Source organism: Paracoccus sp. (in: a-proteobacteria) (genome assembly GCF_032007265.1).
GTDB lineage: Bacteria > Pseudomonadota > Alphaproteobacteria > Rhodobacterales > Rhodobacteraceae > Paracoccus.
In genome coordinates this window covers 1-24,575 of sequence record NZ_DALZMB010000001.1, presented here as the reverse complement: position 1 = coordinate 24,575, position 24,575 = coordinate 1, and the positions used below count along the sequence as shown (strand labels likewise).

General features: G+C 59.0%; 27 protein-coding genes. 20 read left to right on the top strand and 7 right to left on the bottom strand.

Going from position 1 to position 24,575, the window contains the following annotated elements; all coding sequences use genetic code 11:
* The first annotated feature begins 52 nt into the window (after nucleotides 1–52).
* The gene (locus RTS12_RS00135) at nucleotides 53–880 is read left to right on the top strand and encodes a ParB/RepB/Spo0J family partition protein (protein WP_409455646.1); all 828 of its coding nucleotides are present in this window, start codon (nucleotides 53–55) and stop codon (nucleotides 878–880) included.
* A 164-nt stretch (nucleotides 881–1,044) separates the two neighbouring features.
* Here the strand turns inward: RTS12_RS00135 and nagB are convergent, their stop codons facing one another.
* From nagB to hrcA, 5 genes are all read right to left on the bottom strand, one after another.
* On the bottom strand, nucleotides 1,045–1,809 hold the full coding sequence (gene nagB / locus RTS12_RS00130; RefSeq protein ID WP_312524577.1) for a glucosamine-6-phosphate deaminase: 765 nt from the start codon (nucleotides 1,807–1,809) through the stop codon (nucleotides 1,045–1,047).
* Nucleotides 1,790–3,343: a PLP-dependent aminotransferase family protein gene (locus tag RTS12_RS00125; RefSeq protein ID WP_312524576.1), complete on the bottom strand. Its 1,554-nt coding sequence runs from the start codon at nucleotides 3,341–3,343 to the stop codon at nucleotides 1,790–1,792. Before RTS12_RS00125 ends, nagB begins: the two co-directional genes overlap by 20 nt.
* A gap of 118 nt (nucleotides 3,344–3,461) precedes the next feature.
* Nucleotides 3,462–4,853: an aminotransferase class III-fold pyridoxal phosphate-dependent enzyme gene (locus RTS12_RS00120; RefSeq protein ID WP_312524575.1), complete on the bottom strand. Its 1,392-nt coding sequence runs from the start codon at nucleotides 4,851–4,853 to the stop codon at nucleotides 3,462–3,464.
* A gap of 157 nt (nucleotides 4,854–5,010) precedes the next feature.
* Nucleotides 5,011–5,490 (bottom strand): nucleotide exchange factor GrpE, encoded by a 480-nt coding sequence (locus tag RTS12_RS00115; RefSeq protein ID WP_312524682.1) that lies wholly within the window; start codon nucleotides 5,488–5,490, stop codon nucleotides 5,011–5,013.
* 100 nt (nucleotides 5,491–5,590) lie between these two features.
* The gene (gene hrcA / locus RTS12_RS00110) at nucleotides 5,591–6,646 is read right to left on the bottom strand and encodes a heat-inducible transcriptional repressor HrcA (protein WP_312524574.1); all 1,056 of its coding nucleotides are present in this window, start codon (nucleotides 6,644–6,646) and stop codon (nucleotides 5,591–5,593) included.
* Between the two features lie 97 nt (nucleotides 6,647–6,743).
* Here hrcA and rph point away from each other — a divergent pair, with 97 nt between their 5' ends.
* The 17 genes from rph to RTS12_RS00025 all read left to right on the top strand — a co-directional run bounded on the left by rph (nucleotide 6,744) and on the right by RTS12_RS00025 (nucleotide 20,415).
* On the top strand, nucleotides 6,744–7,457 hold the full coding sequence (rph, locus tag RTS12_RS00105) for a ribonuclease PH (RefSeq protein WP_312524573.1): 714 nt from the start codon (nucleotides 6,744–6,746) through the stop codon (nucleotides 7,455–7,457).
* Nucleotides 7,454–8,059: an RdgB/HAM1 family non-canonical purine NTP pyrophosphatase gene (rdgB, locus tag RTS12_RS00100; protein WP_312524572.1), complete on the top strand. Its 606-nt coding sequence runs from the start codon at nucleotides 7,454–7,456 to the stop codon at nucleotides 8,057–8,059. The genes rph and rdgB overlap by 4 nt, the downstream gene beginning before the upstream one ends.
* Entirely contained in the window at nucleotides 8,052–8,426 is a 375-nt protein-coding gene (locus RTS12_RS00095) for a RidA family protein (protein WP_312524571.1), read from the top strand. The genes rdgB and RTS12_RS00095 overlap by 8 nt, the downstream gene beginning before the upstream one ends.
* 45 nt (nucleotides 8,427–8,471) lie before the next feature.
* A complete protein-coding gene (gene hemW, locus RTS12_RS00090; RefSeq protein ID WP_312524570.1) occupies nucleotides 8,472–9,659 on the top strand; it encodes a radical SAM family heme chaperone HemW in 1,188 nt (395 codons plus the stop codon).
* The gene (locus RTS12_RS00085) at nucleotides 9,631–10,014 is read left to right on the top strand and encodes a YbaN family protein (protein WP_312524569.1); all 384 of its coding nucleotides are present in this window, start codon (nucleotides 9,631–9,633) and stop codon (nucleotides 10,012–10,014) included. Before hemW ends, RTS12_RS00085 begins: the two co-directional genes overlap by 29 nt.
* Nucleotides 10,015–10,168: 154 nt before the next feature.
* Nucleotides 10,169–10,936, top strand: a complete 768-nt coding sequence (locus RTS12_RS00080) for an amino acid ABC transporter substrate-binding protein (RefSeq protein ID WP_312524568.1) — start codon at nucleotides 10,169–10,171, stop codon at nucleotides 10,934–10,936.
* A 1-nt stretch (nucleotide 10,937) separates the two neighbouring features.
* Nucleotides 10,938–11,612, top strand: coding sequence for an amino acid ABC transporter permease (locus RTS12_RS00075; protein WP_312524567.1), 675 nt, complete (start codon nucleotides 10,938–10,940; stop codon nucleotides 11,610–11,612).
* Nucleotides 11,609–12,355, top strand: a complete 747-nt coding sequence (locus RTS12_RS00070) for an amino acid ABC transporter ATP-binding protein (protein ID WP_312524566.1) — start codon at nucleotides 11,609–11,611, stop codon at nucleotides 12,353–12,355. Before RTS12_RS00075 ends, RTS12_RS00070 begins: the two co-directional genes overlap by 4 nt.
* A gap of 93 nt (nucleotides 12,356–12,448) precedes the next feature.
* On the top strand, nucleotides 12,449–13,033 hold the full coding sequence (gfa, locus tag RTS12_RS00065) for an S-(hydroxymethyl)glutathione synthase (protein WP_312524565.1): 585 nt from the start codon (nucleotides 12,449–12,451) through the stop codon (nucleotides 13,031–13,033).
* A 111-nt stretch (nucleotides 13,034–13,144) separates the two neighbouring features.
* A complete protein-coding gene (locus tag RTS12_RS00060; RefSeq protein WP_312524564.1) occupies nucleotides 13,145–14,272 on the top strand; it encodes an S-(hydroxymethyl)glutathione dehydrogenase/class III alcohol dehydrogenase in 1,128 nt (375 codons plus the stop codon).
* A gap of 74 nt (nucleotides 14,273–14,346) precedes the next feature.
* The gene (locus tag RTS12_RS00055) at nucleotides 14,347–14,985 is read left to right on the top strand and encodes an ATP-dependent Clp protease proteolytic subunit (RefSeq protein ID WP_312524563.1); all 639 of its coding nucleotides are present in this window, start codon (nucleotides 14,347–14,349) and stop codon (nucleotides 14,983–14,985) included.
* A complete protein-coding gene (locus RTS12_RS00050) occupies nucleotides 14,982–15,503 on the top strand; it encodes an N-acetyltransferase (protein WP_312524562.1) in 522 nt (173 codons plus the stop codon). Before RTS12_RS00055 ends, RTS12_RS00050 begins: the two co-directional genes overlap by 4 nt.
* Complete coding sequence (gene fghA, locus RTS12_RS00045) at nucleotides 15,500–16,339, top strand: S-formylglutathione hydrolase (RefSeq protein ID WP_312524561.1); 840 nt, start codon at nucleotides 15,500–15,502, stop codon at nucleotides 16,337–16,339. Before RTS12_RS00050 ends, fghA begins: the two co-directional genes overlap by 4 nt.
* A gap of 185 nt (nucleotides 16,340–16,524) precedes the next feature.
* Nucleotides 16,525–18,336, top strand: a complete 1,812-nt coding sequence (locus RTS12_RS00040) for a methanol/ethanol family PQQ-dependent dehydrogenase (protein ID WP_312524560.1) — start codon at nucleotides 16,525–16,527, stop codon at nucleotides 18,334–18,336.
* 128 nt (nucleotides 18,337–18,464) lie between these two features.
* Entirely contained in the window at nucleotides 18,465–19,055 is a 591-nt protein-coding gene (locus RTS12_RS00035) for a c-type cytochrome, methanol metabolism-related (RefSeq protein WP_312524559.1), read from the top strand.
* Nucleotides 19,055–19,873 (top strand): substrate-binding domain-containing protein, encoded by an 819-nt coding sequence (locus tag RTS12_RS00030; RefSeq protein WP_312524558.1) that lies wholly within the window; start codon nucleotides 19,055–19,057, stop codon nucleotides 19,871–19,873. Before RTS12_RS00035 ends, RTS12_RS00030 begins: the two co-directional genes overlap by 1 nt.
* Entirely contained in the window at nucleotides 19,870–20,415 is a 546-nt protein-coding gene (locus RTS12_RS00025) for a PQQ-dependent catabolism-associated CXXCW motif protein (protein WP_312524557.1), read from the top strand. The genes RTS12_RS00030 and RTS12_RS00025 overlap by 4 nt, the downstream gene beginning before the upstream one ends.
* Here the strand turns inward: RTS12_RS00025 and RTS12_RS00020 are convergent.
* Nucleotides 20,396–21,343, bottom strand: coding sequence for a YncE family protein (locus RTS12_RS00020; RefSeq protein WP_312524556.1), 948 nt, complete (start codon nucleotides 21,341–21,343; stop codon nucleotides 20,396–20,398). The two genes, RTS12_RS00025 and RTS12_RS00020, sit on opposite strands and share 20 nt — an antisense overlap.
* Nucleotide 21,344: 1 nt before the next feature.
* On the bottom strand, nucleotides 21,345–21,896 hold the full coding sequence (locus RTS12_RS00015) for an SRPBCC family protein (RefSeq protein ID WP_312524555.1): 552 nt from the start codon (nucleotides 21,894–21,896) through the stop codon (nucleotides 21,345–21,347).
* Between the two features lie 317 nt (nucleotides 21,897–22,213).
* On the opposite strand from RTS12_RS00015, the gene RTS12_RS00010 reads away from it, so the two are divergent.
* Together RTS12_RS00010 and RTS12_RS00005 are read left to right on the top strand one after the other, a co-directional pair.
* Nucleotides 22,214–23,452 carry an ABC transporter substrate-binding protein gene (locus RTS12_RS00010; RefSeq protein ID WP_409455645.1) on the top strand — a complete coding sequence of 413 codons (1,239 nt, stop codon included), beginning with the start codon at nucleotides 22,214–22,216 and terminating at the stop codon, nucleotides 23,450–23,452.
* An 8-nt stretch (nucleotides 23,453–23,460) separates the two neighbouring features.
* On the top strand, nucleotides 23,461–24,432 hold the full coding sequence (locus RTS12_RS00005) for a YVTN family beta-propeller repeat protein (protein WP_312524554.1): 972 nt from the start codon (nucleotides 23,461–23,463) through the stop codon (nucleotides 24,430–24,432).
* Nucleotides 24,433–24,575: the final 143 nt, after the last annotated feature.

Here is a 24,575-nt window from a genome sequence, read left to right as displayed (position 1 = left end):
GGCAGATGCAAGAGCAGACAAGCGAGGCCTTGGTCGTGGACTTTCAGCGCTGATGGCTGACGTCGATTTGATCCCCTCGGATAGGCCTGCGGCGCGTCAAAGCCTGCCGGTTGAACAGCTGACGCCGAACCCTGATCAGCCCAGAAGAAGTTTCGCACCCGAGGCCTTGCAAGAGCTTGCCCAGTCATTGCGGGTACGCGGCATGCTTCAGCCCTTGATCGTTCGCCCGCATCCCCGCGACAAGGGTCTGTTTCAGATTGTCGCCGGTGAGCGTCGGTGGCGCGCAGCCCAGATCGCGCAACTTCACGAAGTTCCGGTTATCATTAGCAATCTTAATGATACCGAAATGCTTGAGGTTGCGATTGTTGAGAACATTCAGCGCTCGGATCTGAATGCGATCGAAGAGGCGGCCTCCTACAAGCAATTGATGGAACGCTTTGGCCATACGCAAGAGCGGCTTGCCGAGGCGTTGAACAAAAGCCGCAGCCATATTGCAAACTTGCTTCGGCTACTAAATTTGCCCGAGCAGGTTCAGGCGTGGCTGAAAGAGGGTAAATTGACGGCCGGTCATGCGCGCGCGCTTATAACCGCACCAAATGCGGTCGAGCTTGCCCGCAAAGTGATCGAGCGTAATCTGTCCGTTCGCGAGACTGAAGAGCTTGTTCGTAAGCAGGCTGAACCGACCCAGGCGAAGCCGCGTAAGCCTCGCGAGCAAGAGAAAGACGCTGACACGCGCGCCCTCGAGGGCGACTTGACCGCGCAGTTGAAGATGAACGTCAGCATTAACCATTCTGGCAGTGATGGCGGTCAGATCGTCGTAACCTACCGCGATCTGGATCAGCTGGATCGGCTGTGCCAATTGCTTGGTGCTGGGGCATAGTCCCAAAGCACATTCATTATTTGAATAGCTCGGCGATGATTTCGCCGAGCTATTTATTTTGTTACGTTGATCGAAGTTTTAAGCTGCATTGAGATCTTTCTTGATCCGGCGCCGAAACAGCGCAGTAAATGGTCGGTTGCCAGCGTTTCGCTGATCAAAGATCTCTACATTTCAGGGTGAACGTGAAGGTAGTATTCTGTCAGTTTCAGGCTGCTTGCAGCCGCCTTGTCTAAGATGATCGTCGCATTGGGATGCAGCTGCAGGGCAGATGCAGGGCAAATTGCGCTCAATGGACCTTCAATCATCGCGGCCACCGCCGCGGCTTTGGATGCGCCTACTGCCAGAAGAATGCACGATCGCGAGTCAAGGATTGTGGCTACGCCCATCGTTATCGCAAAAGAAGGAATGGTCTCATCCGCTTTGAAATAGCGGCTGTTGGCTGCTCTGGTTTCCGCCGTAAGGGTTTTAATGCGCGTTCTGCTGCGCAGGCTAGAGGTCGGCTCATTAAATCCAATGTGCCCATTCTGCCCAATACCAAGTAGCTGCAGATCGATCCCGCCGAGGCGCTGAATTTCGGCCTCATAATGCTCGGCTTCGGTCTCGGGGTTTCTGGCATCACCGCGGGGCAGGTGGGTGCGCCCCAATTGAATATCGACCTGATTGAACAAAGCGTGGTTCATATAGCTGCGATAGGACTGAGGATGGTCAGGCGATAGCCCGATATATTCATCAAGATTAAACGTGGACACCCCGGAAAAGGAAGTCTGGCCTGACCGATAGCGCGCGACCAGCTGTTCATAGACTGGCAGCATCGTGCCCCCTGTCGCGAGGCCAAGGACCGCATTCGGCTTGCGATTAACCATCTCGCAAATCAGGTCGACTGCGCGCCTTTGTGCGGCTGCCTCGGTTTCAACGATCAGTACCTTCATGCCCCACCTCTTTGTCCCGCGGCTCTGCCCAAATCTCTGCGCCGTAAGGGCTGCCTTTATCCTGGGTCGATCGTTGCGCGTGAATTGCCGCAGCGATACGAGAGATCCCTTCGTCGATCAGATCACTAGAAATCGATGAATATGCCAATCGATAATGACGGGAATAGGGCTCGGGTTCGAAAAAGAAATCGGGGCCGGGCTCTATTACCACATCTTGAGCAAGAAGATCTTGGGAAAGTCTTAGGGTATCAACACCTTGGGGCGCGCGCATCCAATAGCTAGACCCACCCGCACCACTGGCAGCGCCAACCACGGTCAGGCCATATTTCTGGATTGCCGCATCCATAACCGCGCGGCGTTCGGCATAGACCTGCCTGACATGATGCATCTGTCGGTCATGGTGACCGAGGGAGAGAAAATAAGCCACAGTTCGCTGAAGATGACCCGGGGGATGGCGTAAAACTAGGCCGCGCAGGGCTCTGGCCTCGGCCAGAAACTCGGGTGGTCCGACCAGGTATCCTAGCCTTAATCCCGGAAATAGGGATTTTGAAAATGACCCGGCATAGATGACGTGGTCACTGTGATCCAGAGATTTCAAAGCAGGAGACGGCGAGTTGGTAAAGGAGACCTCGAATTCGTAATCGTCCTCAACAATGGCAAAGCCTTCGCTTTTGGCGCGTGCCAAAAGGGCGCGCCTCCGTTCAAGGGACATGGTCGTGTTGGTCGGGCATTGATGACTTGCAGTCGTAAAGACGACATCTGCGCCTTTGGGGATTGCATCAGGCGGCAGCCCACGGTCGTCGACATTCACGGGCACGACATGACAGCGAGTTTGTTCGACAATTTCGCGCAAGCCGGGATAACAGGGGTTTTCGATAATCGCGGTGCGGCGCTGGTTCAACAAAACCTGGGCTGCCAACCACAAGGCGTTTTGCGCGCCCATGGTCAGCAAGACGTCTTCGGGGCGTGCCTGAATGCCGCGACGGGGCAGGATTTGGCGCGTGATATAAAGCACCAGCTCGGGGTCATCTGCTTCGTAAAAATCGGCGGTAAGTACGTTGAAGTCGCGCTGACCCAAAGCCTGAAGCGCACATTGCCGCCACGCGGTATGATTGAAGAGCCTTGGATCAGCCTGGCCATAGGTGAAGGGAAAGCGATAGTTCTGCCAATCCGGATTGCGATGTCGTCCACGCGGGTTGCGGAATTTTTGGCCAATCAGGCGCGTCCAGTCTGCGCGCCCAGCCTTTTGATCTGAGGGCTGGATCTCGGGTTGGGCGCTCATATTTTCGGCGATGAAATATCCCGCACGATCCCGCGCAATCAGGTAATCTTGCGCCACAAGATCGGCATAGGCCGTGGCCACGGTCAAGCGGCTGATCCCAAGATGCTGGGCAAGGTTACGACTGGACGGAAGACGCTCTCCTGGCAGAAAGCGGCGATCCAGGATTGCTTCGACAATTTGCTGGCGCAGCTGGTGCTGCAGCGTCATCCCGGCTTTTGGGTCAATGAAAAAAAGCGCGGGTGTAATCGCCATCTCAGCCTCATTGGCAAAGTCGCGGGGAAGGGGCCGAAGCTATCGCTAGCATGACGCTGGCCCGGCAAACAAGTTGCCGGGCCAATGTTTCACGTGTGACAATTTGAAAGGCGTGCGGTTAACCAAAGACGCGGGTCAGCGCGGTATCGATTGCGCCGGTGATGCTGTCGATATCATCGGCCGATGCGATCAGGGCCGGGGACAGGCAAAGCGTGTTGTTCATGCCCGGCAGCGAACGGTTGGTTGCTCCGATGATGACGCCCTCAGCCGCGCATTCAGCAACGACGCGCTGCACGCGCTTCTCATCAACCGGCTCTTTGGTGGCGCGATCCGTCACCAGCTCGGCACCCTGAAACAGGCCAATGCCGCGAACGTCACCGATGATCTTGTGCTTTTCCATCAGCGCCTGAAGGTTGCCGGTCAGCCGCTCGCCCATGCGCCGCGTATTCCCGATCAGATCTTCATCAATGATGATGCGCATATTCTCCAGCGCCGCGGCCGGCCCCGAGGTGCAGCCGCCAAAGGTTGAAATGTCACGGAAATAGCTAAGCGGATCCGTGGGATCGTCCTTGAACATTTCAAAGACTTTCTCGGTGGTTGCCACACAGGAAATCGCGGCATAACCCGATGCAAGGCCCTTGGCCATCGTCACGAAGTCGGGCTTCACGCCGTAATGCTGATAGCCGAACCATTCGCCCGTACGACCCAGACCACAGACGACTTCGTCGATATGCAGCATGATGTCGTATTTCTGGCAAATCTCCTGCACCCGCTCCCAATAGCCCGTTGGCGGAACGATTACGCCGCCACCCGCCGTGATCGGCTCTAGGCACAGCAGGCCGATCTCATCGGCGCCTTCGCGCAAGATGACTTCCTCGATGGCGTCGGCGGCGCGGCGACCGTAGTCCTCGACATCCCATTGCTTGCGATATTCCAGGCAATGCGGAACCTCGACGAAGCCGGCCGGCAGGGGACCATAAAGCGCGGCGCGCTCGGGCTGGCCACATGCGGCAAGGTTGGCCAGCGTGGTGCCATGATAGTCGCGTTCGCGATAGAGGATCTTGGATTTCTTGCCCTTATGATGGCGCGCCGAAATCTGGCGGACCATCTTAAAGACCTTCTCATTCGCCTCAGAGCCCGAGTTGGCGTAATAGACCCGGCTCAGGCCCGGCATCTTGTCCAAGAGCGCTTCGGCAAAAAGCGAACCCGGAATCGAGCCCGCGGATTGCGCAAAATAGTTCATTCGGATCAGCTGATCACGCACGACATTGGCGATGCTTTCGCGGCCGTATCCAACGTTGACCGTCCACACCCCGCCCGAGACCGCGTCGATGAATTCCCGGCCAGCCGCGTCCCAAACACGGATGCCCTTACCCTCGACAATGATGCGTGGATCGCTGGTCTCTAGCGATTTGTGCTGCAGCAGGTGGTGCCAGATATGCGCACGATCGGTTTCGATCACGTGGCTCAGGTCATTGCTCAAAGCTTGAGGTGAGGTTGGAATATTCATGGCGGGCCTTTCCGGGAAAGCAAAGTGGATTGCCCCGATCATGACATGGTTAAGCCCGTTTCAGATAGTGCCAGAACTGACCAATGAATAAGGCCAGTTGAGGGCTGTCCCCAACTGGCCTGCTTGAATCTTGCTGGCCGTGTTCGGCCGTCCGGACTTAGTTTCCGGGATTCGAGCTGACACCCACTTTGGCCGGGCGCAGCAAACGGTCATGCAGCATAAAGCCGTTATCCATGACCTGAATAATGCCACCTGCGATCGTGCCAGGGACGGGGGCCTCGAACATGGCCTCGTGAACCTGCGGGTCGAATTTTTCGCCCAAGGCAGGTTTGATGACCGTAATGCCATGTTTGGCAAAAACGTTTTCCAGCTCGCGCAGGGTCAGTTCGACACCTTCGATCAGCGCGCCGGCTGCGGCACGTTGCTCGTCATTGGCGTGGCTCAGGGCGCGGTTCAGGTTGTCATGAACCGGCAGCAGGTCGCGGGCCAGGCGCGAGCCGCCATATTGTTCGGCATCGCGGCGGTCTTTTTCGGCGCGCTTACGGGCGTTCTCGGCGTCGGCCAGCGCACGCATGAAGCGGTCACGATAATCGTCACGCTCGGCAATGATGGCCTCGACATCCGGCGATGCGGCCATATCCGCAAAGTCGGCCGGATCTTCAGCAAGAAAGTCGCTGTCCACCTCGGGCAATTCGTGCTCGGGCGTATGCCCATTTTTTGTGTCTCTGGTCATCATCTCATCCTTTTCTGCCGGATAATACGCGCCCAACAAGTTGGGCGGTGTAATCGACAATTGGTACGATACGGCCATAGTTCAGCCGTGTCGGACCAATGACGCCGACCGCTCCGACAATCTTTCGGTCAGCGTTCATATAAGGGGAAACCACCAAAGAGGAACCCGAAAGTGAAAACAGTTTGTTTTCGGATCCGATGAAGATGCGCACACCTTCTCCGTCCTCGGTCAGTTCCAGGAAACGGGCTATATCGCGCTTGCGTTCCAGGTCATCAAAAAGCACCCGCACGCGCTCCAGATCGGCCAGTTCGTGATCCAGCAGGTTCGAGCGGCCCCGCACGATCAGCCGTGAATCGCTGCCGCCATTTTCCCATTGGGCAAGGCCAGCCGAGACCATGGCTGCGGCCAGACCGTCCAGCTGATTTCGGCTTTGCATGATCTCGGTCGCGACGGATGCACGCAAATCGCCAAGCGTGCGCCCCTCGCCAATCGCGTTCAGAAAATTCGCGGCCTCTCGCATCGAAGAGGGGGTTTGTCCCAAGGGCGGGGTAAAGATGCGGTTCTCGACCTGACCATTGGCAAAGACCAGAACGACCAAGGCACGGTCGGGGGCCAGGCTGACGAATTCGATATGGCGCAGCGGCGCCTCTTGTTTGGTGGATAGCACCAAAGAGGCGCCATGCGTCAGCGCCGACAGCGCCCCCCCGACGCGGTCCAACATTTCGGCGGGCTCAGAGCTGCCAGTGCCGACTGTCTGCTCGATCGCGGTGCGGTCCGTATCTGTGACAGGGCCCGCTTCCATCAGCGCATCGACAAACAGGCGCAATCCCAGCTGCGTCGGCAGCCGTCCCGCCGAGATATGGGGGCTGTCCAGCAGGCCCAGATGCTCAAGGTCCTGCATGACGTTTCGAATTGTTGCCGCGCTGACCTTTTCAGACAGGCCACGCGTCAACGTGCGCGAACCCACGGGCTCGCCGGTATCAAGATAGGCTTCGACCACTTTGCGAAACACCTCGCGCGAGCGATCATTGAGTTCTGAGAGCAGACTGTTATCGGGCATGGATGTTTCAGGGTTCCGGAGAGTAAAGCCGTTGACGGGTTGCGAATGGGGGCAGCAGACCTGTATTTGGCAGGAAAACCCCCGAAAGGAATGCCAGATGCGCCCGTCAGGAAGAAATTTAAGCGAAATGCGCCCGATTTCAATTGAAACCGGGATTTTGCGTCATGCCGAGGGCTCGTGCCTGATCCGTTGCGGCGGAACCGAGGTGCTTTGCTCGGCCACGATCGAGGATCGTTGCCCGCCATTCCTTAAGGGTTCGGGGCAGGGTTGGGTCACTGCCGAATATGGAATGCTGCCGCGCGCGACCAACAGCCGCAACAAGCGCGAGGCCGCTTTGGGCAAGCAATCGGGTCGCACGCAGGAAATCCAGCGCCTGATCGGGCGGGCCTTGCGTGCAGGCGTCGACCGTCGTGCGCTTGGCGAACGCCAGATCGTGATCGATTGCGATGTCATCCAGGCCGATGGCGGCACGCGCTGTGCCTCGGTGACGGGGGGCTGGGTGGCGCTGCGTCTGGCGATGAACAAACTGATGAAGGCTGGCCTGATCACCAGCGATCCGATGCTGGACCATGTCGCTGCCGTTTCCTGTGGCATATATGCGGGTCAGGCGGTGCTTGATCTGGACTATCCCGAAGATAGCGAGGCAGGCACCGACGGCAATTTCGTCATGACCGGTTCGGGCCGCTTGATCGAAGTTCAGATGTCGGCAGAGGGCGCGGCCTTTTCGCGCGGCGAGATGAACCAGCTGATGGATCTGGCCGAGGCGGGCGTCGCCCAATTGGTCGCGGCACAAAAGGCAGCAGTCGCATGAGAAAACTGACCGAAAAAAAGCTGCTGATCGCAACCCATAACAAGGGCAAGCTGGACGAGATGCGCGCCCTGTTCGCGCCGCACGGCATCGAGGTCACCTCGGCTGGCGAGATGGGTCTGGCCGAACCTGCCGAGACCGAGACGACCTTTATCGGGAATGCCCGCATCAAGGCCCTTGCCGCCATGCAGGCGACCGGCCTGCCTGTGCTGGCCGATGACAGCGGGATCACCATCGACGGGCTGAATGGCGCGCCGGGGGTTTATACGGCTGACTGGGCGGAAACCCCCAACGGTCGTGACTTCGATTTGGCCATGACCCGCGCCTGGCGCGAGCTTGAGGCCGCAAATGCGCCGCAACCGCGCACCGCTCAGTTTCGCGCCACATTGATCCTGATGTGGCCGGACGGGCACGAAGAGATTTTCGAGGGCATCGCCCCCGGCCATCTGGTTTGGCCGACCCGCGGTGCACATGGTCATGGTTATGACCCGATGTTCGTTCCCGATGGGTATGATCAAACCTTCGCGGAAATGACCGCCGAGCAGAAGAACCGCATCAGCCACCGCGCCGATGCCTTCCGCAAACTGGAGGCAGTCCTTGCGTAAGATCTCAGGGGGCTCTGCCTTCGAGGCCAAGCTGGGCTATAGCCGGGCGGTGGTCAAAGGGCCGTGGTGTTTCGTGTCGGGGGTGACTGGCTACGATTACGCCACGATGACCATGCCCACGGCGGCCGCGGATCAAGCGCGCAACTGCTTTGAAACCATCATCGCCGCCCTGACCGAGGGCGGCTTTGCCCTGGGCGATGTCGTGCGCGTTCAATACACCGTGACCGATGCCGCTCTGGTGGATGAAATCGCGCCCATCCTTGCCCATTATCTGGGCGAGATCCGCCCCGCCGCGACCATGGTGATCGCGGGGCTGATCCGGCCCGAGATGAAGGTCGAAATCGAAGTGACCGCGCTGGCGGATTAACCGCCCGCGCCCTGGCCGACCGCAGAAAGAGACACAATAAAGCCCATGTCGCAGATCCAGATCACAGCCGATCCTGCCGCCGATGACTGGCGCGCAGGTGGATTTGCGCTTTATGTGCATTGGCCATTTTGCGCGTCGAAATGCCCTTACTGCGATTTCAACAGCCATGTCTCGGCCAGCATCGATCAGATGCGTTGGGCGCGCGCCTATGAGGTCGAGCTGGCAAATCTGGCGCGCGAAACTTCGGGGCGGGTGCTGAACTCGATCTTTTTCGGGGGCGGCACGCCCTCGCTGATGGCACCCGAAACCGTGGCTGCCGTGATCGATGCGGCCCGCGCCCATTGGCCCTTTGCCAATGACATCGAGATCACCCTTGAAGCCAATCCCACCTCGGTCGAGATGGGGCGGTTTCGCGCCTATGCCCAAGCCGGCGTCAATCGCGTTTCGATGGGGGTGCAGGCGCTGAACGATGCCGATCTGCACAAGCTGGGTCGGATGCATTCCGTGACCGAGGCACAGGCGGCTTTCGACATTGCCCGCAGCGCATTTGATCGCGTCAGCTTTGATCTGATCTATGCGCGTCAGGATCAAACCCGCGCCGATTGGCGTGCCGAGCTGAAACAGGCTTTGGCAATGGCGGTGGACCACCTCTCGCTTTATCAGCTGACGATCGAGCCGGGCACTGCCTTTGGCGCGCGCCATGCCAAAGGCGGGCTGAAGGGTCTGCCAGATGATGATCTGTCAGCAGATATGTATCTGGAAACTCAGGATATTTTGGCACAGGCCGGAATGCCTGCCTATGAGGTTTCCAACCATGCCCGCGCCGGATCAGAAAGTTTGCACAATTTGATCTATTGGCGCCAAGGCGATTGGGCAGCGGTCGGGCCGGGCGCGCATGGCCGCTTGACCCTGGGCCAGACCCGCTTTGCCACCGAGGCCCATCGCGCCCCCGGCGCATGGCTTGCCGCGCTTGAGGGGCAGGGCAGCGGTGAAAGCCTGCGCGATCGGCTGACCGACGAGGATCGCGCGCTGGAATACCTGCTGATGTCGATGCGCCTTTCCGAGGGGATGGATGTGGCGCGCTATGAAAATCTGTCTCAGGCGCGGCTTCCACAGGATAAGATCGTGGATTTGTCGCAATTGGGCCTTATCACCCAGCAGGACGGGCGCATTCGCGCCACGGATCAGGGCCGCCCGGTCCTGAATGGCATTCTACGAGAGCTTGCGGCTTAAGATGCGCCTGATCTGGCTGTTCATAGGCTGGTTTGCCCTGCTGCTGGGCGGCGTGGGGGCGATCTTGCCGGTGGTTCCGACGGTGCCTTTCCTGCTGGTGGCGGTCTGGGCATTCTCGCGTTCGTCGCATCATTTGCGCGACAAGATCTTGCACCATCCAACCTTTGGCCCACCGATCCGCGCATGGCAGGAACGGGGTGTGGTCAAGCGCCCGGCCAAGTTCTGGGCAACGCTGGCAATGGCCTGCGGTGTCGGCTGGTCGGTCTTTTTGGGCGTGCCCGCGATGCTGATCGGTGCGCAGGTCTGTATCTGCCTTGCCATTGCGCTTTTCCTGATCACGCGCCCCGAGATCTAGGGCGTTTCCCGCCAAATCCAAGAAATCGTGCCGAATTTCCGCCCCCGGCGGAACATTCTTGCAGGCGGGGCTGTTATCAATGGGTCAAGTTGGCCCGAGGACGGTTGCCGCTGCATGGCCGCTCCGCCCCCTCTCGCCCCTAGAGGAGAGAATGATGTTTCGCACTCTGGTCTCTGCCCTTGCTCTTTCGCTTTTAGCGGTCTCGCCAAGCTTGGCCGAGACCATTCGCGTTGGCATGTCAGGCGGCTATTTCCCCTTTACCTTCGTGCGCGCTGACAAGCTGCAAGGCTTCGAGGTCGATCTGATGAACGCTGTCGGAGAGCTGACCGGCGACAAGGTTGAATTCGTCACCATGTCGTTTTCAGGCCTGATCGGCGCTCTGGATTCGGGGCGCATCGATACGGTGGCCAATCAGATCACCATTACCCCTGAACGCACCCAAAAGTTCGATTTCACGCAGCCCTATGTCTATGACGGCGCGCAGATCGTGGTGCAAAAGGGCAATCCCAAGGGCATCAAAAGCACCGAAGACCTGTCGGGCAAGACCGTTGCCGTCAATCTTGGCTCGAATTTTGAAGAGCTGCTTAAACGGCTGCCAAACGCCAAAGACATCAACATAAAGACCTACGAGACCAATTTTGAACAAGATGTTGCGGTTGGTCGCGCCGATGCCTTTGTCATGGACCGTGTTTCGACCGCTCAAGTCATCGCCAAAAGCCCGCTTCCTTTGGAACAGGCAGGCGCGCCGTTCGACGAGATCCAGAATGCGCTGCCCTTCCGCAAGGATGAGGCTGGCCGCGCCATGCGCGACCGCGTTGATGCCGCCATCACCACGCTGAAGGAAAATGGCAAGCTTGCCGAAATCTCGCAAAAGTGGCTGGATCAGGACGTGACCAAACCTTTGGATCAGGCTGCCCAGTAGCATGAAGGGCCTTGATACCGCCTATATGCTCGAGATTGCCCCGGTAATCTTGAGCTATGTTCCGCTGACGCTGTTCATGGCGGTGATTGCCATGATCGGCGCGCTGGTGATTGCGGCGGTCATGGCGACGGTGCGGGTGTTGCACTTGCCCGTTCTGGATTGGCTGGTTGCGCTTTATATCAGCTTTTTCCGGGGCACGCCGCTGCTGGTTCAGCTGTTTTTGTTCTATTTCGGCGGTCCACAGCTGATCTCTAGCCTGAAATCCGTGACAGGGATGCAGGCGGCGATCTTTGGGCTGATGCTGCATTTTTCGGCCTATATGGCGGAATCGATCCGTGGCGCGATTTTGGGGGTCGATCGCAGCCAATGGGAGGCCGCGGAATCACTTGGCATGACGCGATCGCGCATGCTGCGGCGCATTATTTTGCCGCAGGCCGCGCGGATCGCGGCGCCAACGCTGCTGAATTACTTTATCGACCTGATCAAATCGACCTCTTTGGCCTTCACGCTTGGCGTCACCGAGATGATGGGGGCTGCCCAGAAAGAGGCGGCGGGCAGCTTCATGTATCTCGAGGCGTTTTTGGTCGTCGCATTGATCTATTGGGCGATCGTCGAGGTTCTTTCCTTCCTTCAGCGCCGGCTAGAAAGGCGCATGCAAAAGGCCTTTGTGCGATGAGTTCGGATCACGCCATTTCGGTAAAGGGCCTTAGCAAAAGCTTTGGCGGGTTGACCGTTTTGAACGGGATCGATCTGGAGTTGCGCCCCGGTGAAAGGGTGGCGGTGATCGGCCCTTCGGGGACGGGAAAGTCGACCCTGCTGCGCTGCCTGAACTTTCTTGACCGGCCCGAGAAAGGGGTGATCCGCATCGGGGATCTGACGGTTGATGCGGCCCATGCCAGTCGCAGTCAGATCCTGGCCCTGCGCCGCCGTACCAGCTTTGTCTTTCAAAACTATGCGCTTTTTGCCAACAAGACGGCGCGCCAGAATATCACCGAAGGCTTGGTCGGTGTGCGCGGCCTGTCTGTGACCGAGGCTAATTCCCGCGCCGATCAGATCTTGGGGCGCATCGGGCTGGCCGATAAGGCCGGCAGCTATCCGGCAGCGCTGTCGGGTGGGCAACAGCAACGCGTTGGCATCGGGCGCGCGATGGCGATGGAATCCGATCTGATGCTGTTTGACGAGCCGACCTCGGCACTGGACCCGGAATGGGTGGGCGAGGTGCTGGCGTTGATCCGTCAGATCGCGGATGGCAGGCAAACCATGCTGATCGTGACCCATGAAATGCAATTCGCGCGCGAAATCGCGGATCGCATTATCTTTATGGAGGGGGGCCGTATTGTCGAACAAGGCCCGCCCAGTCAGGTCTTTGACGCGCCACATGATCCGCGCACCCGCGAATTTCTGCGCCGTGTGGCATAAGGGTGGGGCAGGGTACAACCTTTCTCTGACTTGCGCCTGCTGCCCTGCAAGCGCGATTTTGCACATAGATTTAGTCCTATCGGAGGATGGACCATGGTTGATACTTCTGGCGTGAAAATTCACCCCGCAGTCGATAACGGCATCAAGCCGTCCAAGCCCGGCTTTGCAGGTGGTGAGCTGCACTGCAAATGCGCATCGAATCCGGTGCGTGTGAAGGTTGCCTCGCAGACGGCGCATAACCACGTTTGTGGCTGCACCAAATGCTGGAAGCCGGAAGGCGCGATCTTCTCGCAGGTTGCGGTTGTTGGCCGTGACGCGATCGAAGTCGTCTCGGGTGCCGACAAGCTGGAGATCGTGAACAAAGACGCACCGATCCAGCGTCACAAGTGCAAAGATTGCGGCGTGCACATGTATGGCCGCATCGAGAACAAAGAACACCCGTTCTATGGTCTTGATTTCGTTCACACCGAACTGTCGGACACCGATGGCTGGGCTGCACCTGAATTCGCAGCTTTCGTCAGCTCGATCATTGAATCGGGCGTCGAGCCAAGCCGTATGGATGCCATCCGTGCGCGCCTGAAAGAGCTGGGCCTTGAGCCCTATGACGCGCTTTCCCCGCCGCTGATGGACGCGATCGCGACCCATATCGCGAAGAAATCAGGCGCCCTTCCTGCCTGAGCATAGATCACTTAGACTAGACATAGGGGGGCCAGGAAACTGGCCCCCACCGCTATCAGACCATGACGAACCGGCTGGCTTATTGGCCCGCCAAATCAAGGAGAGCCAAAAATGAGAACACGCGCAGCTGTCGCCCTTGCACCCGGCCAGCCCCTGGAGGTCATGGAGGTCAATCTCGAAGGCCCGAAGAAGGGCGAAGTCCTCATCGAGATCAAGGCGACTGGCCTTTGCCACACCGACGATTTCACCCGTTCGGGCGCCGACCCGGAAGGCATCTTCCCCTGCATCCTCGGCCATGAAGGCGCAGGCGTCGTCATCGAAGTCGGCGAAGGCGTCACCACGCTGAAAGTCGGCGATCACGTTATCCCGCTTTACACCCCCGAGTGCCGCGAGTGCCCGTCCTGCTTGTCGCAGAAAACCAACCTCTGCACCTCGATCCGCTCGACCCAGGGTCAGGGCCTGATGCCGGATGGCACCACGCGCTTCTCGATGCTGGATGGCACCCCGATCTATCACTACATGGGCTGCTCGACCTTCGCGAACCACACCGTCCTGCCGGAAATCGCCGTGGCGAAAGTCCGTGAAGACGCGCCCTTCGAGAAGATCTGCTACATCGGCTGTGGCGTGACCACCGGCATCGGTGCCGTGATCAAGACCGCCAAAGTCGAAATCGGTGCCAAAGCCGTTGTGTTCGGCCTGGGCGGCATCGGTCTGAACGTGCTTCAGGGCCTGAAAATGGCTGGCGCTGACATGATCATCGGCGTTGACCTGAACGACGGCAAAGAAGAAATGGCGCGCCACTTTGGCATGACCCATTTCATCAACCCGACCAAAGTCGACAACGTGGTTCAGGAAATCATCAACCTGACCAAGACCCCCTTCGACCAGATCGGTGGCGCGGACTATTCGTTCGACTGCACCGGCAACGTCAAAGTCATGCGTGATGCGCTTGAATGTACCCACCGTGGTTGGGGCCAGTCGATCGTGATCGGCGTGGCACCGGCAGGTGCGGAAATCAGCACCCGTCCGTTCCAGCTGGTCACCGGCCGCGTCTGGAAAGGTTCGGCCTTTGGTGGCGCACGCGGTCGTACCGATGTGCCGACCTTTGTTGATTGGTACATGGACGGCAAGATCGAGATCGATCCGATGATCACGCACATCCTGACGCTGGATCAGATCAACGAAGGCTTCGATCTGATGCATAAGGGTGAATCGATCCGTGCGGTGGTGGTTTACTGATCCGTAAGCACTGCTTAGGTAAAAGACGGCGGGGACGGGGAACCGCTCCCGCCGTCAACATGAAAGGACCGATCATGGCAAAGCATTTCATTCTGGACGATGACGACGATGATGACGACGACGAGCGTCGTGAAGATGCGCCCAAGGATGAGGGGTTGGGCCTGCCCGAGGGTGACAAGATCGGCAAGCTTTACTTCAAATCGCGCACGGTGATCGTTGCGGGCCAGATCAATGACAAGCTGGCACAGCGCACTGTGGCCCATCTGCTGGCTTTGGCCGAAGACAGCGACAAGCCGATCAATATGCTGATCAGCTCGCCCGGCGGGCATGTCGAATCGGGGGATATGATCCATGATGTGATCAAATTCATCCGTCCGACCGTGCGCACCATCGGCTCGGGTTGGGTCGCATCGGCCGGCGCGCTGATCTTTGTTGCGGCAAAGAAGGAAAATCGCTTCTGCCTGCCCAACACGCGCTTCTTGATCCACCAGCCCTCGGGCGGGATCGGCGGCACCTCGTCGGATATGATGATCCAGGCCGAGCAGGTCCGCATCATGCGCGACCGCCTGAACCATATCTTTGCCGAAGCCACCGGCCAAAGCGTCGAGCGGATCGAAAAAGACACCCATCGCGATTTCTGGCTGAACACCCAAGAGGCGCTGGATTACGGCCTGTTGGGCAAAGTCATTCGTTCGGTGGATGAGCTGAAATGAATATGGACCGCCGGGGCGTGAACATACGCCCCGCCGTGCCTGCCGATGAGGATGCGATTTGGGCAATCCTCGAGCCGGTCTATCGAGCAGGTGAAACCTATTGCATCCCGCGCGACATCTCGCGCGGGGATGCTTTGGCGGATTGGTTTGCCGCCCCCTTTAGCGCATTTGTGGCAGAGGCTGACGGGCAGGTGCTGGGCATCAGCCATGTCGGGCGCAACCGGCCTGGCCCGGCCTCTCATGTCGCCAATGCCAGCTTTGCGACCTCGCCTGCTGCGCGTGGCCGCGGCATCGCCCGCGCTTTGGTCGAACATGCCAAGCAATGGGCCCGCGATCAGGGCTTTCGCGCGATGCAGTTCAATTTCGTTGTCTCCAGCAACGCAGATGCCGTCCATTTGTGGCAGAAAGCCGGTTTCTCTATTGTAGGCCGGCTGCCCGCGGCCTTCGATCACCCCAAACATGGATATGTCGATGCATTCGTCATGTTCCAGGATCTGACCCAAGGAGAGCAGCCATGACGCTGAGCTATGAAACCCTGTCCGAGAACCGCAGCTTTGGCGGCACGCAGGGTGTCTACAAGCACAAATCCCAGGCCACCGGCACGGATATGACCTTTGCCGTCTACCTGCCCCCGGAGGCCGAGTTCGGCAAGGTTCCGGTTCTGTGGTACCTGTCGGGTCTGACCTGCACCCATGAAAATGCGATGACCAAGGCTGGCGCGCAGGAATGGGCAGCGGAATATGGCATTGCCCTGATCTTCCCCGACACCTCGCCGCGCGGCGAGGGTGTGGCCAATGATGAGGCCTATGATCTGGGTCAGGGCGCGGGCTTTTATGTCGATGCCACCGAAAGCCCTTGGAGCCCGCATTTCAAGATGTGGCACTATATCGCGCACGAGCTGCCCGAGCTGGTCTTTAACAACTTCCCGCTGGACCGCGATGCGCAGGGCATTACCGGCCATTCCATGGGCGGCCATGGTGCGCTGACGCTGGCGATGACCTTCCCCGAGACCTACAAATCGGTTTCGGCCTTCGCACCGATTGCCAACCCGTCCCAGTCGGATTGGGGCCGCAAGCAGTTCACGGCCTATCTGGGCGCGGACGAATCGAAATGGCAGGCCCATGATTCCACCGTGCTGATGCGCGAGCGCGGCTATCCGGGTGAAATCCTGATCGATCAGGGCGCCTCGGACCAGTTCCTGGACCTGCTCAAGCCCGAGGCTTTGGCCCATGCGATGATGCAGCGCCGTCAGCCCGGCATGTTCCGCATGCAGCCTGGCTACGACCACAGCTACTATTTCGTTCAGACGTTCATGGCCGACCACCTGGCCTGGCATGCGGAACGTCTGGGATAAACTTTGGTTAATTGCATCCCCTCGGGCAATCCGGGGGGATGTTCACGCCGGTTTTGCCGAAATCACCTAATACTTTCGGCTGGCAAGGGCCTGCGTAACATTGACGGAATCTATCACTACCCCAATCCTCTCAATGAGTTGATGGTCCGGTCTGTCGCCGAGCAGTCCGACTGAGGGAGGAAGTTATGAAAACACTACTCAAAGGTGCGACGGTCGCTTTGCTGATGACCGGGACTGCAGCTGTCGCAAACGACAGCGTGATGAGCGAAATCGCCAAACCTGGACAATGGGCGATTCAGACTGGCGATTACGCGAATACGCGCTACTCGACGCTGGACCAGATCACCAAGGATAACGTCAAGGACCTGCGCGTTGCATGGACCTTCTCGACCGGGGTGCTGCGCGGCCATGAAGGCTCGCCGCTGGTGATCGACGATATCATGTATATCCACACGCCGTTCCCGAACAACATCATCGCGCTGGACCTGAATGCCGATGGTAAGATCCTGTGGCGCTATGAGCCCCAGCAGGATCCGAACGTGATTGCAGTCATGTGCTGTGACACGGTTTACCGCGGCGTGACCTATGCCGATGGCATGATCCTGACCCACCAGGCCGACACCACGCTGACCGCGCTTGACGCGAAAACCGGCGAAGTGAAGTGGTCGGTCAAGACGGGCGATCCCGCCATTGGCGAGACCAACACCACCACCATGCTGCCGGTCAAAGACAAGGTCATCGTCGGCGTTTCGGGCGGTGAATACGGCGTTCGCGGCCGCGTGACCGCCTATAGCCTGAAAGACGGCAAAGAGCTGTGGAAAGCCTATTCGACGGGCCCGGATGCCGAAATGCTGGTCGATCCGGAAAAAACCACCTCGCTGGGTAAGCCGATCGGTGCTGACAGCTCGCTGAAAAGCTGGGAAGGCGATCAGTGGAAAATCGGCGGCGGCACCACCTGGGGCTGGTTCTCGTATGATCCGGATCTGAACCTGTTCTATTACGGTACGGGCAACCCCTCGACCTGGAACCCGTCGCAGCGTCCGGGCGACAACAAATGGTCGATGACCATCATGGCGCGTGATGCCGACACCGGCATGGCGAAATGGTTCTATCAGATGACGCCCCATGACGAATGGGACTTTGACGGCGTCAACGAGATGATCCTGACCAACCAGCAGATCGACGGCAAGGATCGCAAGCTTCTGACCCACTTCGACCGTAACGGTTTCGGCTATACGCTGGATCGCGAAAACGGCGAGCTGCTGGTCGCCAAGAAGTTCGACCCGGCCGTGAACTGGGCCACCGAAGTCAATATGGACCCGGCTTCGGATCAGTACGGCCGCCCGCAGGTGGTTGCAGAATACTCGACCGCGCAAAACGGCGAAGACGAGAACACGACGGGCATCTGCCCCGCAGCTCTTGGCTCGAAAGACCAACAGCCTGCTGCCTTCTCGCCCAAGACCAACACCTTCTACGTGCCGACCAACCACGTTTGCATGGACTACGAGCCCTTCCGCGTGGCTTATACCGCCGGTCAGCCCTATGTCGGTGCGACGCTCTCGATGTTCCCCGCGCCCAACAGCCATGGCGGCATGGGTAACTTCATCGCTTGGGACAACGTCAAGGGCGAGATCAAGTGGTCGCTGCCCGAGCAGTTCTCGGTTTGGTCGGGCGCTCTTGCCACGGCTGGCGACGTTGTCTTCTACGGCACGCTTGAGGGCTACCTGAAGGCGATCGATGCTGAAACCGGCAAAGAACTTTACAAGTTCAAAACCCCGTCGGGCATCATCGGCAACGTCATGACCTACGAGCACAAGGGCAAGCAATACATCGGCATTCTGTCGGGTGTTGGCGGCTGGGCCGGTATCGGTCTTGCAGCAGGTCTGACCAACCCCAACGAGGGCTTGGGTGCAGTGGGCGGTTATGCCTCGCTGTCGCAGTACACCGAACTTGGCGGTCAGCTGACCGTGTTCGAACTGCCGGGCGCACCGGGCTGATTTTTCCCTTAATACAGGAAAATCGCCTCATCCTTTAGTTCGGGAAAGCGAACTGAAAGCTATGCATCGGCCGTCCCAGGTCTAACCTTGGGACGGTCATTTCATGTGACTAGGGAGGAAAAGAAACAATGAGGACATTCGCGACCGCTAGCGTATTCGCACTCGGTTTGACTTTGGGCACTGCAGCATTCGCGCAGACTGCCGCTCCGGCCGGGGACGATGCCGCAGCCAGCCAGACCGCCGATCAGGAGGTCGCGATTGAAAAAGGCGCGACGACCTTGCCAAATGGTCAAAGCACAGTAGCAGCCAAGTTGGAAAACGGCCGCTGGTACACCGAAGACGACATTCCGACCTATAAGGTCGAAGCCGATGGCACCGTCGATTACGCCACCTTCTCAGGCTATCGTCGCTATTCGGCAGAATGCCACGTCTGCCACGGTCCCGACGGTGAGGGGTCGACCTATGCGCCGGCGCTGAAAAAATCGGTACTGCGCCTGGATTATTACGAATTCCAAGAGATTGCCGCTTCGGGCAAACAAGAGGGATCGCTTGTGATGCCGGCATTCGGCACCAACAAGAACGCCTGGTGCTACATCGACGATATCTACACCTATCTGGTCGCACGTGGGACCGAATCCGTGCCGCGCGGCCGCCCGGCCAAAAAGGCTGAGAAAACCCCCGAGTTCACCGCGCAGGAAGATTCCTGCATGAACGGCTGATGCGGCGGATCCTCGCATCTTTTGTGATGTTCTGTGCCGTGGGGGCTGCCATGCCCGCCGCGGCACAGGTCGCAGATTTGCGCTCTCATACCCACTTTCGCGTCTGTGCCGACCCGGCTGCCGCGCCGATGTCGTCGCAGGATGGAACGGGGTTTGAAAACAAGCTGGCAACGCTTTTCGCAGAAAAGCTGAATATGCCGGTGGCCTATACCTGGTTTCCACAAGGTATGGGTTTTATCACGAAAACACTGAAACCGGGCCTGTGCGATGTCGTGATCGGCTATGCGCAAGGCGATGAAATGGTTCAGAATACGAACCATTACTATACCTCGGTCTATGGCATCGTTACCCGCAAGGACAGCCCTTTGGCCAAGGTGGATCAACTGACCGATCCGGCCCTGCAGGGTCAGCCGATTGGCGTTGTGGCAGGCACGCCTCCGGCGTCGCATCTGGCGCGCGCGGGGCTGGCCAAGGATATGCACGGCTTTGATCTGTTCGTCGATCGGCGGGTGCGTGATCCGATTGGTGATATGCTGGCGCAGGTGAAATCCGGCGAATTGGCTGCGGCTGTCGCCTGGGGGCCTCTGGCCGGTCCCTTGGTCAAGAACGACCCGGATCTGCAGTTCGTGCCGCTGTTGAAAGAGACCTCGAACCCCAAGCTTTTCTTCCGCATCACGATGGGTGTGCGCGCCGGAGAGCAGGAATGGAAGCGCGAGCTGAACAATCTGATCCGTCGAAATCAGGCCGAGATCGACGCGATTTTACACGAGGCTGGCGTGCCCTTGGTCGATGATTACGGCAAGGCGCTTAAGCCATGAACATCCGGGTCGCCACGCAGGTTCTTGCAGCATTGGCGGCCCTGAGCACAACGATTGCTTGTGCCGACGTCCCCCAACCCCAGGGGTTTCGCGGCCCACCCTATGCGGCCGAGGTTCCCGCCGATCTGACCGGCGCTACGGTGATCACCCCGGCCGAGGCCTTGACCCTGCATCAACAGGGCGTCGCCTTTATCGATGTCTATCCCGGACAGAAAAAGCCTGATGGATTGCCTGCGGGCACGATCTGGCATCCGACACCTCACCTGACAATTCCCGGCGCGCTGTGGCTTTACGACACGGGCTATCAATCCCTCAGCCCCGCCGAAGAGGCCAGATTGGCCGAGGGGCTGGCACAGGCCAGCCACGGCAACAAGGACGCGCCAATGGTGATGTTTTGCCGCGCAGATTGCTGGATGAGCTGGAATGCTGGCAAACGCGCGGTGGCGCTTGGCTATCGTGATATTCGCTGGTTTCCCGGCGGAACCGATGAATGGCAGGCATTGGGGCAAAAGTTGGAACCGGTCAGCCCTGACGTCCCGTGAACAAACCAAAGGCGCGCGGCCCATCGGGCAGGGTGATCTCCCATCGGGGCTTCAGGGTCCGGGCATCAAGACAGAGCATCGTATTGCTTTCCCAATGGACCACGACCACGCCGCTGTCATCGGGCAGGGCGGCGATGCCTTCGGGGTAATCCCCGGTTTCCAGCGACGCTAGAATGGCCAGATTTTCGGGGTCAAAGACGGTGACCGTTCCCGCATATTGGTTGGTGACAAAGCCTTTGCCGCCCGCAAAGGCGATACCGTATGGGTGACTACCGGTTTTCAGCACGCCGCTGACATTGCCCGAAACGGGATCGACAACTGTTACCGTGTCTGACTGAACATCTGTGGTCCAGATCCTGGCGTTGAAAATCGCGACCGCATAGGGATGGCGCCCGACCTTGGTTCGGTGGCGAAGCTGCCCGGTCGTCGCATCAAAGATCGAGATCTGATCATCGTCGCGATCGGCGCTGACCACAAAGGCGCCGTCAGGACTTAGCGCAACCCCGGCGGGCGCGGCCCCTGTCTGGGCGGTCCATTCAGGGTTCAGGTCGGGGTCAAGCCGTGTCAGGCGGTGGTTGTACCAGTCGCTGACAAAGATGGCGTGATCGGGTGCGGTAGCAATGCCGAAGGCACCTTCGCCCAATTCGCGCGTGGCAAGCAGACCACCTGCTTCGTTCATCACAGTGAGCTGCCCGCTTTTGGCAGAGATCACATAGGCGCGCTGGCGGGCCGGTTCATAGGCCACGGGGGCAGGTGCCCCCGCAACCGGGGTCTGGGCTAAAATCTTGCCTGCCTCCAGATCGACGACCGTAACCATCTCGGCGTTCTGAGAGGTCACAAAGGCAAGATCCGCGGCCAGGGCGGGCAGGGGCGCCAAGGGCGCCAGCGCGACCAATAGCAAACCAAACCTGCTTGCCCGTCGCGTCATCTTACGGCGCCGCGCCGAATTTTTCGACCAAGGCGTTCAGCCCGGCTTCGTAGATCGCGGTGACACCTGCAATGGCCGCATCATCATTCATATTGGCCGGCGGCTGGCCGTTGGGGTCGCCGCGATAAAAGCCGCCCTTCCACACGATATTGGCCTTGCCCCCCGCATCCTTGACGCACAGAGTTGCGCCGTAATTCGTGACGGGCAGGACCGCAGGATCGACCTTTTCGATGCGATAGGCATAGCAATGTTTCTCGGGCTGCCATTTCGACAAGATCTCGGTGATGGTCGGATCACCCGATTCCGCCTTGAGATGCAGCACGCGCTGGGATTTTTCCGGTTGATCGACCGAGCCATCCCCAATGATTTCGGTGCTGGCGACGGCGGGATGCCAGCTCATATCCTCGAACTTTCCAATTGCGGCCCATACGTCGTCGGGGCTCGCGTTGACGGTCTTTTCAAGCTCTAACTTGAGGCGGACGGGGCCGTGGGCCATGGCTGCAGTAGAGGCAAGGGCGACGGCCCCGGCGACAGCGAAAGCGAAAAAGCGCATTCGGATACTCCTCCCGGATGGTTGGTTGGCTGTTATCGGTATAGGGTTTGAGGCGGGCCTGCGGGGCATAAATACACCGCGCGACAGCTCCTGCTGTCAGATATGGCACCTTGGCCGCCGTCGACGCGTCGCAGATCGATAGAAGAAGGCCGTGCCATATGCATTTTCGCAAGATGCGGCGCGGCAGCGGCGCCGTCTATCATGCTTTTGTCTCATCAAACAAAAGTTTTAGGTAAAAATACACGCAATATCCGTGGTTTATTCAGGGCTATGCGTCAGGCGATTCACCAGCCATGATACCCGTGGGGGAGGAAAAAATGACAGCAAGACTTGCGTTGATATTCGCCGGGCTGCTGGCCGCGGGCCCGGTCTGGGCGCAGCAAGCCAGCTCGGATACGCCTGCAGCCGCGGCGCCTAAAGTGGGGGCCAAGCCCGCCAAAGAGATGACGTTGATCCGCGCCGCAGTGCTGCGCGTTGATAAACCCAGCCTGCCGCCGATTTCGCGCCTTAGCCTTGAGCCCGAAGATCTGGGCTTTGCGGGCGCGCGGCTTGCGATCGAGGATAACGACACGACCGGACGCTTCATGGGTCAGGATTTCGAAGCGATCGAAATCACCGCGACCCCGGAAACGGCTGCGGCCGAACTGGACAAGATCCTGGAGCAGGGCATCCGCTTTGTCGTGGTGCTGGCCGATGATCCGACGACTTTGGCGCTGTCCGATCAGGCAGGCGCGCGGGCGATGATCCTGAATGCGCGCGCGCAGGGCGATAACCTGCGGGGCAAAGATTGCCGCGCCAATACCATTCACGTTGCGCCCAGCCATGCCATGATGGCCGATGCGTTGGCCCAGTTCCTGATGTGGAAAAAATGGCCCAATTGGCTTTTGATCAAGGGTAGCCACCCCGAGGATGAAGATCTGGCCGCCGCCTATCGTCGCTCGGCGACGAAGTTTGGCGCCAAGATTGTCGAAGAACGCGTCTATGAGGATACGGGCGGCTCTCGGCGCACCGATAGCGGCTACGTCCAGATCCAGCAGCAAATGCCCGTCTTTACCCAAAGCGCGCCGAAATACGACATGCTGGTCACGGCTGACGAGGCCGGGATTTTCGCGCTTTATCTGCCCTATCAGACTTGGGATGCACGTCTTGTCGCGGGCTCGGCCGGTTTGGTGCCCAGCAGCTGGCATGCGGCTTCCGAAGCATGGGGCGGGACCCAGTTCCAGAACCGCTTTGAAAAGCTGGCAAACCGCAACATGCGCGATGAGGATTATCAAAGCTGGCTGGCGTTGCGCCTGATCGGCGAGGCGGCGACCCGTGGAAAAACCGGCGATGCCGACGAATTGCAGGCGTTTATGCTTAGCGAGAAATTCGAGGTGGCGGGCTTCAAGGGGCAAAAGCTGACCCTGCGCGACTGGGACCACCAGCTGCGCCAGCCGATCTTGCTGGGCACATCGGATCTGGTGACCAGCGTCAGCCCGCAGGACCAATATCTGCATCAAAGCTCGGCGCTAGATACGCTGGGTATCGACCGGCCCGAAACCGAATGTAAATTCTGAGAGGACCCATGAAAGCTAGTTTAAAGACCTCTGTCGCGCTGCTGATGTGCTTGGCTGCGACGCCGGCCTTGGCGAACCGTATCTTTGTCTCGAATGAAAAGGGCAATGATGTCACGGTGATTGACAGCGAAACCCTTGAGGTGATCGGTCATTACCCCGTCGGCGCCCGCCCGCGTGGCATCACCATCAGCCCCGATGGCAAAGAGCTGTATGTTTGCGTCTCCGATGATGATCTGGTGCGCGTGTTCAACCCCGAGACCATGGAGGAAATGCACAGCCTTCCCTCGGGGCCGGACCCCGAACTGTTCGTGCTGCATCCTTCGGGCAACCCGCTTTACATCGCCAATGAAGACGACAACCTGGTCACGGTTGTTGATACCAAGACCCATCAGGTGCTGGCCGAAATCCCGGTTGGCGTCGAACCCGAGGGAATGGGCGTCAGCCCGGATGGCAAGACGGTCATCAACACCTCGGAAACGACCAATATGGCGCATTTCATCGATTCCCAGACCTTTGAGATTACCGCCAACGTCCTGGTCGACAGCCGCCCCCGCTTTGCCGAGTTCAGCCCGGATGGCAAACATTTGTTTGTTTCGGCCGAAATTGGCGGCTCGGTCAGCGTCATCGATCCGGCGACCCAGGAAATCATCAAGAAGATCACCTTTGAAATTCCCGGCGTGCTGCCCGAGGCGATCCAGCCCGTGGGCGTGCGCGTGACGCAGGACGGCAAAAAAATCTTTGTCGCGCTGGGGCCTGCGAACCGCGTTGCGGTGATTGATGGCGAAAGCCTTGAGGTGACGAATTACCTGCTGGTCGGTCAGCGCGTCTGGCAGATGGCCTTCACGCCCGACAGCAAGTTCCTTTACACCACCAACGGCAATTCCAACGACGTCTCGGTAATCGATGTCGACAAGGAAGTGGTGTTGAAATCGATCCCCGTGGGCCAGCAGCCCTGGGGCATCGTCGTCGCGCCGAACTGATTTCGGCCGAAATAAAAAAAACTCGGAGGAGGACGTAAGATGACCCGATTTTTGACCTATCTGATGATCATGGCTGGCCTTGCGATGCCAGTTGCCGCGCAGGAAGCTGCACCCGCCGCCAAACCCGCCGCCGCCGCGCCCGC

What these genes read in the sequence shown, in the direction of transcription:
- RTS12_RS00055 (WP_312524563.1), top strand. Translation starts at nt 14,347, where the DNA reads ATGGCAAAGCATTTCATTCTGGACGATGACGACGATGATGACGACGAC.
- RTS12_RS00005 (WP_312524554.1), top strand. Translation starts at nt 23,461, where the DNA reads ATGAAAGCTAGTTTAAAGACCTCTGTCGCGCTGCTGATGTGCTTGGCT.
- RTS12_RS00035 (WP_312524559.1), top strand. Translation starts at nt 18,465, where the DNA reads ATGAGGACATTCGCGACCGCTAGCGTATTCGCACTCGGTTTGACTTTG.
- RTS12_RS00040 (WP_312524560.1), top strand. Translation starts at nt 16,525, where the DNA reads ATGAAAACACTACTCAAAGGTGCGACGGTCGCTTTGCTGATGACCGGG.
- fghA (WP_312524561.1), top strand. Translation starts at nt 15,500, where the DNA reads ATGACGCTGAGCTATGAAACCCTGTCCGAGAACCGCAGCTTTGGCGGC.
- rdgB (WP_312524572.1), top strand. Translation starts at nt 7,454, where the DNA reads ATGAGAAAACTGACCGAAAAAAAGCTGCTGATCGCAACCCATAACAAG.
- RTS12_RS00060 (WP_312524564.1), top strand. Translation starts at nt 13,145, where the DNA reads ATGAGAACACGCGCAGCTGTCGCCCTTGCACCCGGCCAGCCCCTGGAG.
- RTS12_RS00080 (WP_312524568.1), top strand. Translation starts at nt 10,169, where the DNA reads ATGTTTCGCACTCTGGTCTCTGCCCTTGCTCTTTCGCTTTTAGCGGTC.
- nagB (WP_312524577.1), bottom strand. Translation starts at nt 1,809, where the DNA reads ATGAAGGTACTGATCGTTGAAACCGAGGCAGCCGCACAAAGGCGCGCA.
- hrcA (WP_312524574.1), bottom strand. Translation starts at nt 6,646, where the DNA reads ATGCCCGATAACAGTCTGCTCTCAGAACTCAATGATCGCTCGCGCGAG.
- RTS12_RS00120 (WP_312524575.1), bottom strand. Translation starts at nt 4,853, where the DNA reads ATGAATATTCCAACCTCACCTCAAGCTTTGAGCAATGACCTGAGCCAC.
- RTS12_RS00010 (WP_409455645.1), top strand. Translation starts at nt 22,214, where the DNA reads ATGACAGCAAGACTTGCGTTGATATTCGCCGGGCTGCTGGCCGCGGGC.
- rph (WP_312524573.1), top strand. Translation starts at nt 6,744, where the DNA reads ATGCGCCCGTCAGGAAGAAATTTAAGCGAAATGCGCCCGATTTCAATT.
- RTS12_RS00025 (WP_312524557.1), top strand. Translation starts at nt 19,870, where the DNA reads ATGAACATCCGGGTCGCCACGCAGGTTCTTGCAGCATTGGCGGCCCTG.
- RTS12_RS00020 (WP_312524556.1), bottom strand. Translation starts at nt 21,343, where the DNA reads ATGACGCGACGGGCAAGCAGGTTTGGTTTGCTATTGGTCGCGCTGGCG.
- RTS12_RS00030 (WP_312524558.1), top strand. Translation starts at nt 19,055, where the DNA reads ATGCGGCGGATCCTCGCATCTTTTGTGATGTTCTGTGCCGTGGGGGCT.
- RTS12_RS00085 (WP_312524569.1), top strand. Translation starts at nt 9,631, where the DNA reads ATGGCATTCTACGAGAGCTTGCGGCTTAAGATGCGCCTGATCTGGCTG.
- RTS12_RS00015 (WP_312524555.1), bottom strand. Translation starts at nt 21,896, where the DNA reads ATGCGCTTTTTCGCTTTCGCTGTCGCCGGGGCCGTCGCCCTTGCCTCT.
- RTS12_RS00070 (WP_312524566.1), top strand. Translation starts at nt 11,609, where the DNA reads ATGAGTTCGGATCACGCCATTTCGGTAAAGGGCCTTAGCAAAAGCTTT.
- RTS12_RS00115 (WP_312524682.1), bottom strand. Translation starts at nt 5,490, where the DNA reads ATGGCCGCATCGCCGGATGTCGAGGCCATCATTGCCGAGCGTGACGAT.
- RTS12_RS00135 (WP_409455646.1), top strand. Translation starts at nt 53, where the DNA reads ATGGCTGACGTCGATTTGATCCCCTCGGATAGGCCTGCGGCGCGTCAA.
- RTS12_RS00075 (WP_312524567.1), top strand. Translation starts at nt 10,938, where the DNA reads ATGAAGGGCCTTGATACCGCCTATATGCTCGAGATTGCCCCGGTAATC.
- RTS12_RS00125 (WP_312524576.1), bottom strand. Translation starts at nt 3,343, where the DNA reads ATGGCGATTACACCCGCGCTTTTTTTCATTGACCCAAAAGCCGGGATG.
- hemW (WP_312524570.1), top strand. Translation starts at nt 8,472, where the DNA reads ATGTCGCAGATCCAGATCACAGCCGATCCTGCCGCCGATGACTGGCGC.
- gfa (WP_312524565.1), top strand. Translation starts at nt 12,449, where the DNA reads ATGGTTGATACTTCTGGCGTGAAAATTCACCCCGCAGTCGATAACGGC.
- RTS12_RS00050 (WP_312524562.1), top strand. Translation starts at nt 14,982, where the DNA reads ATGAATATGGACCGCCGGGGCGTGAACATACGCCCCGCCGTGCCTGCC.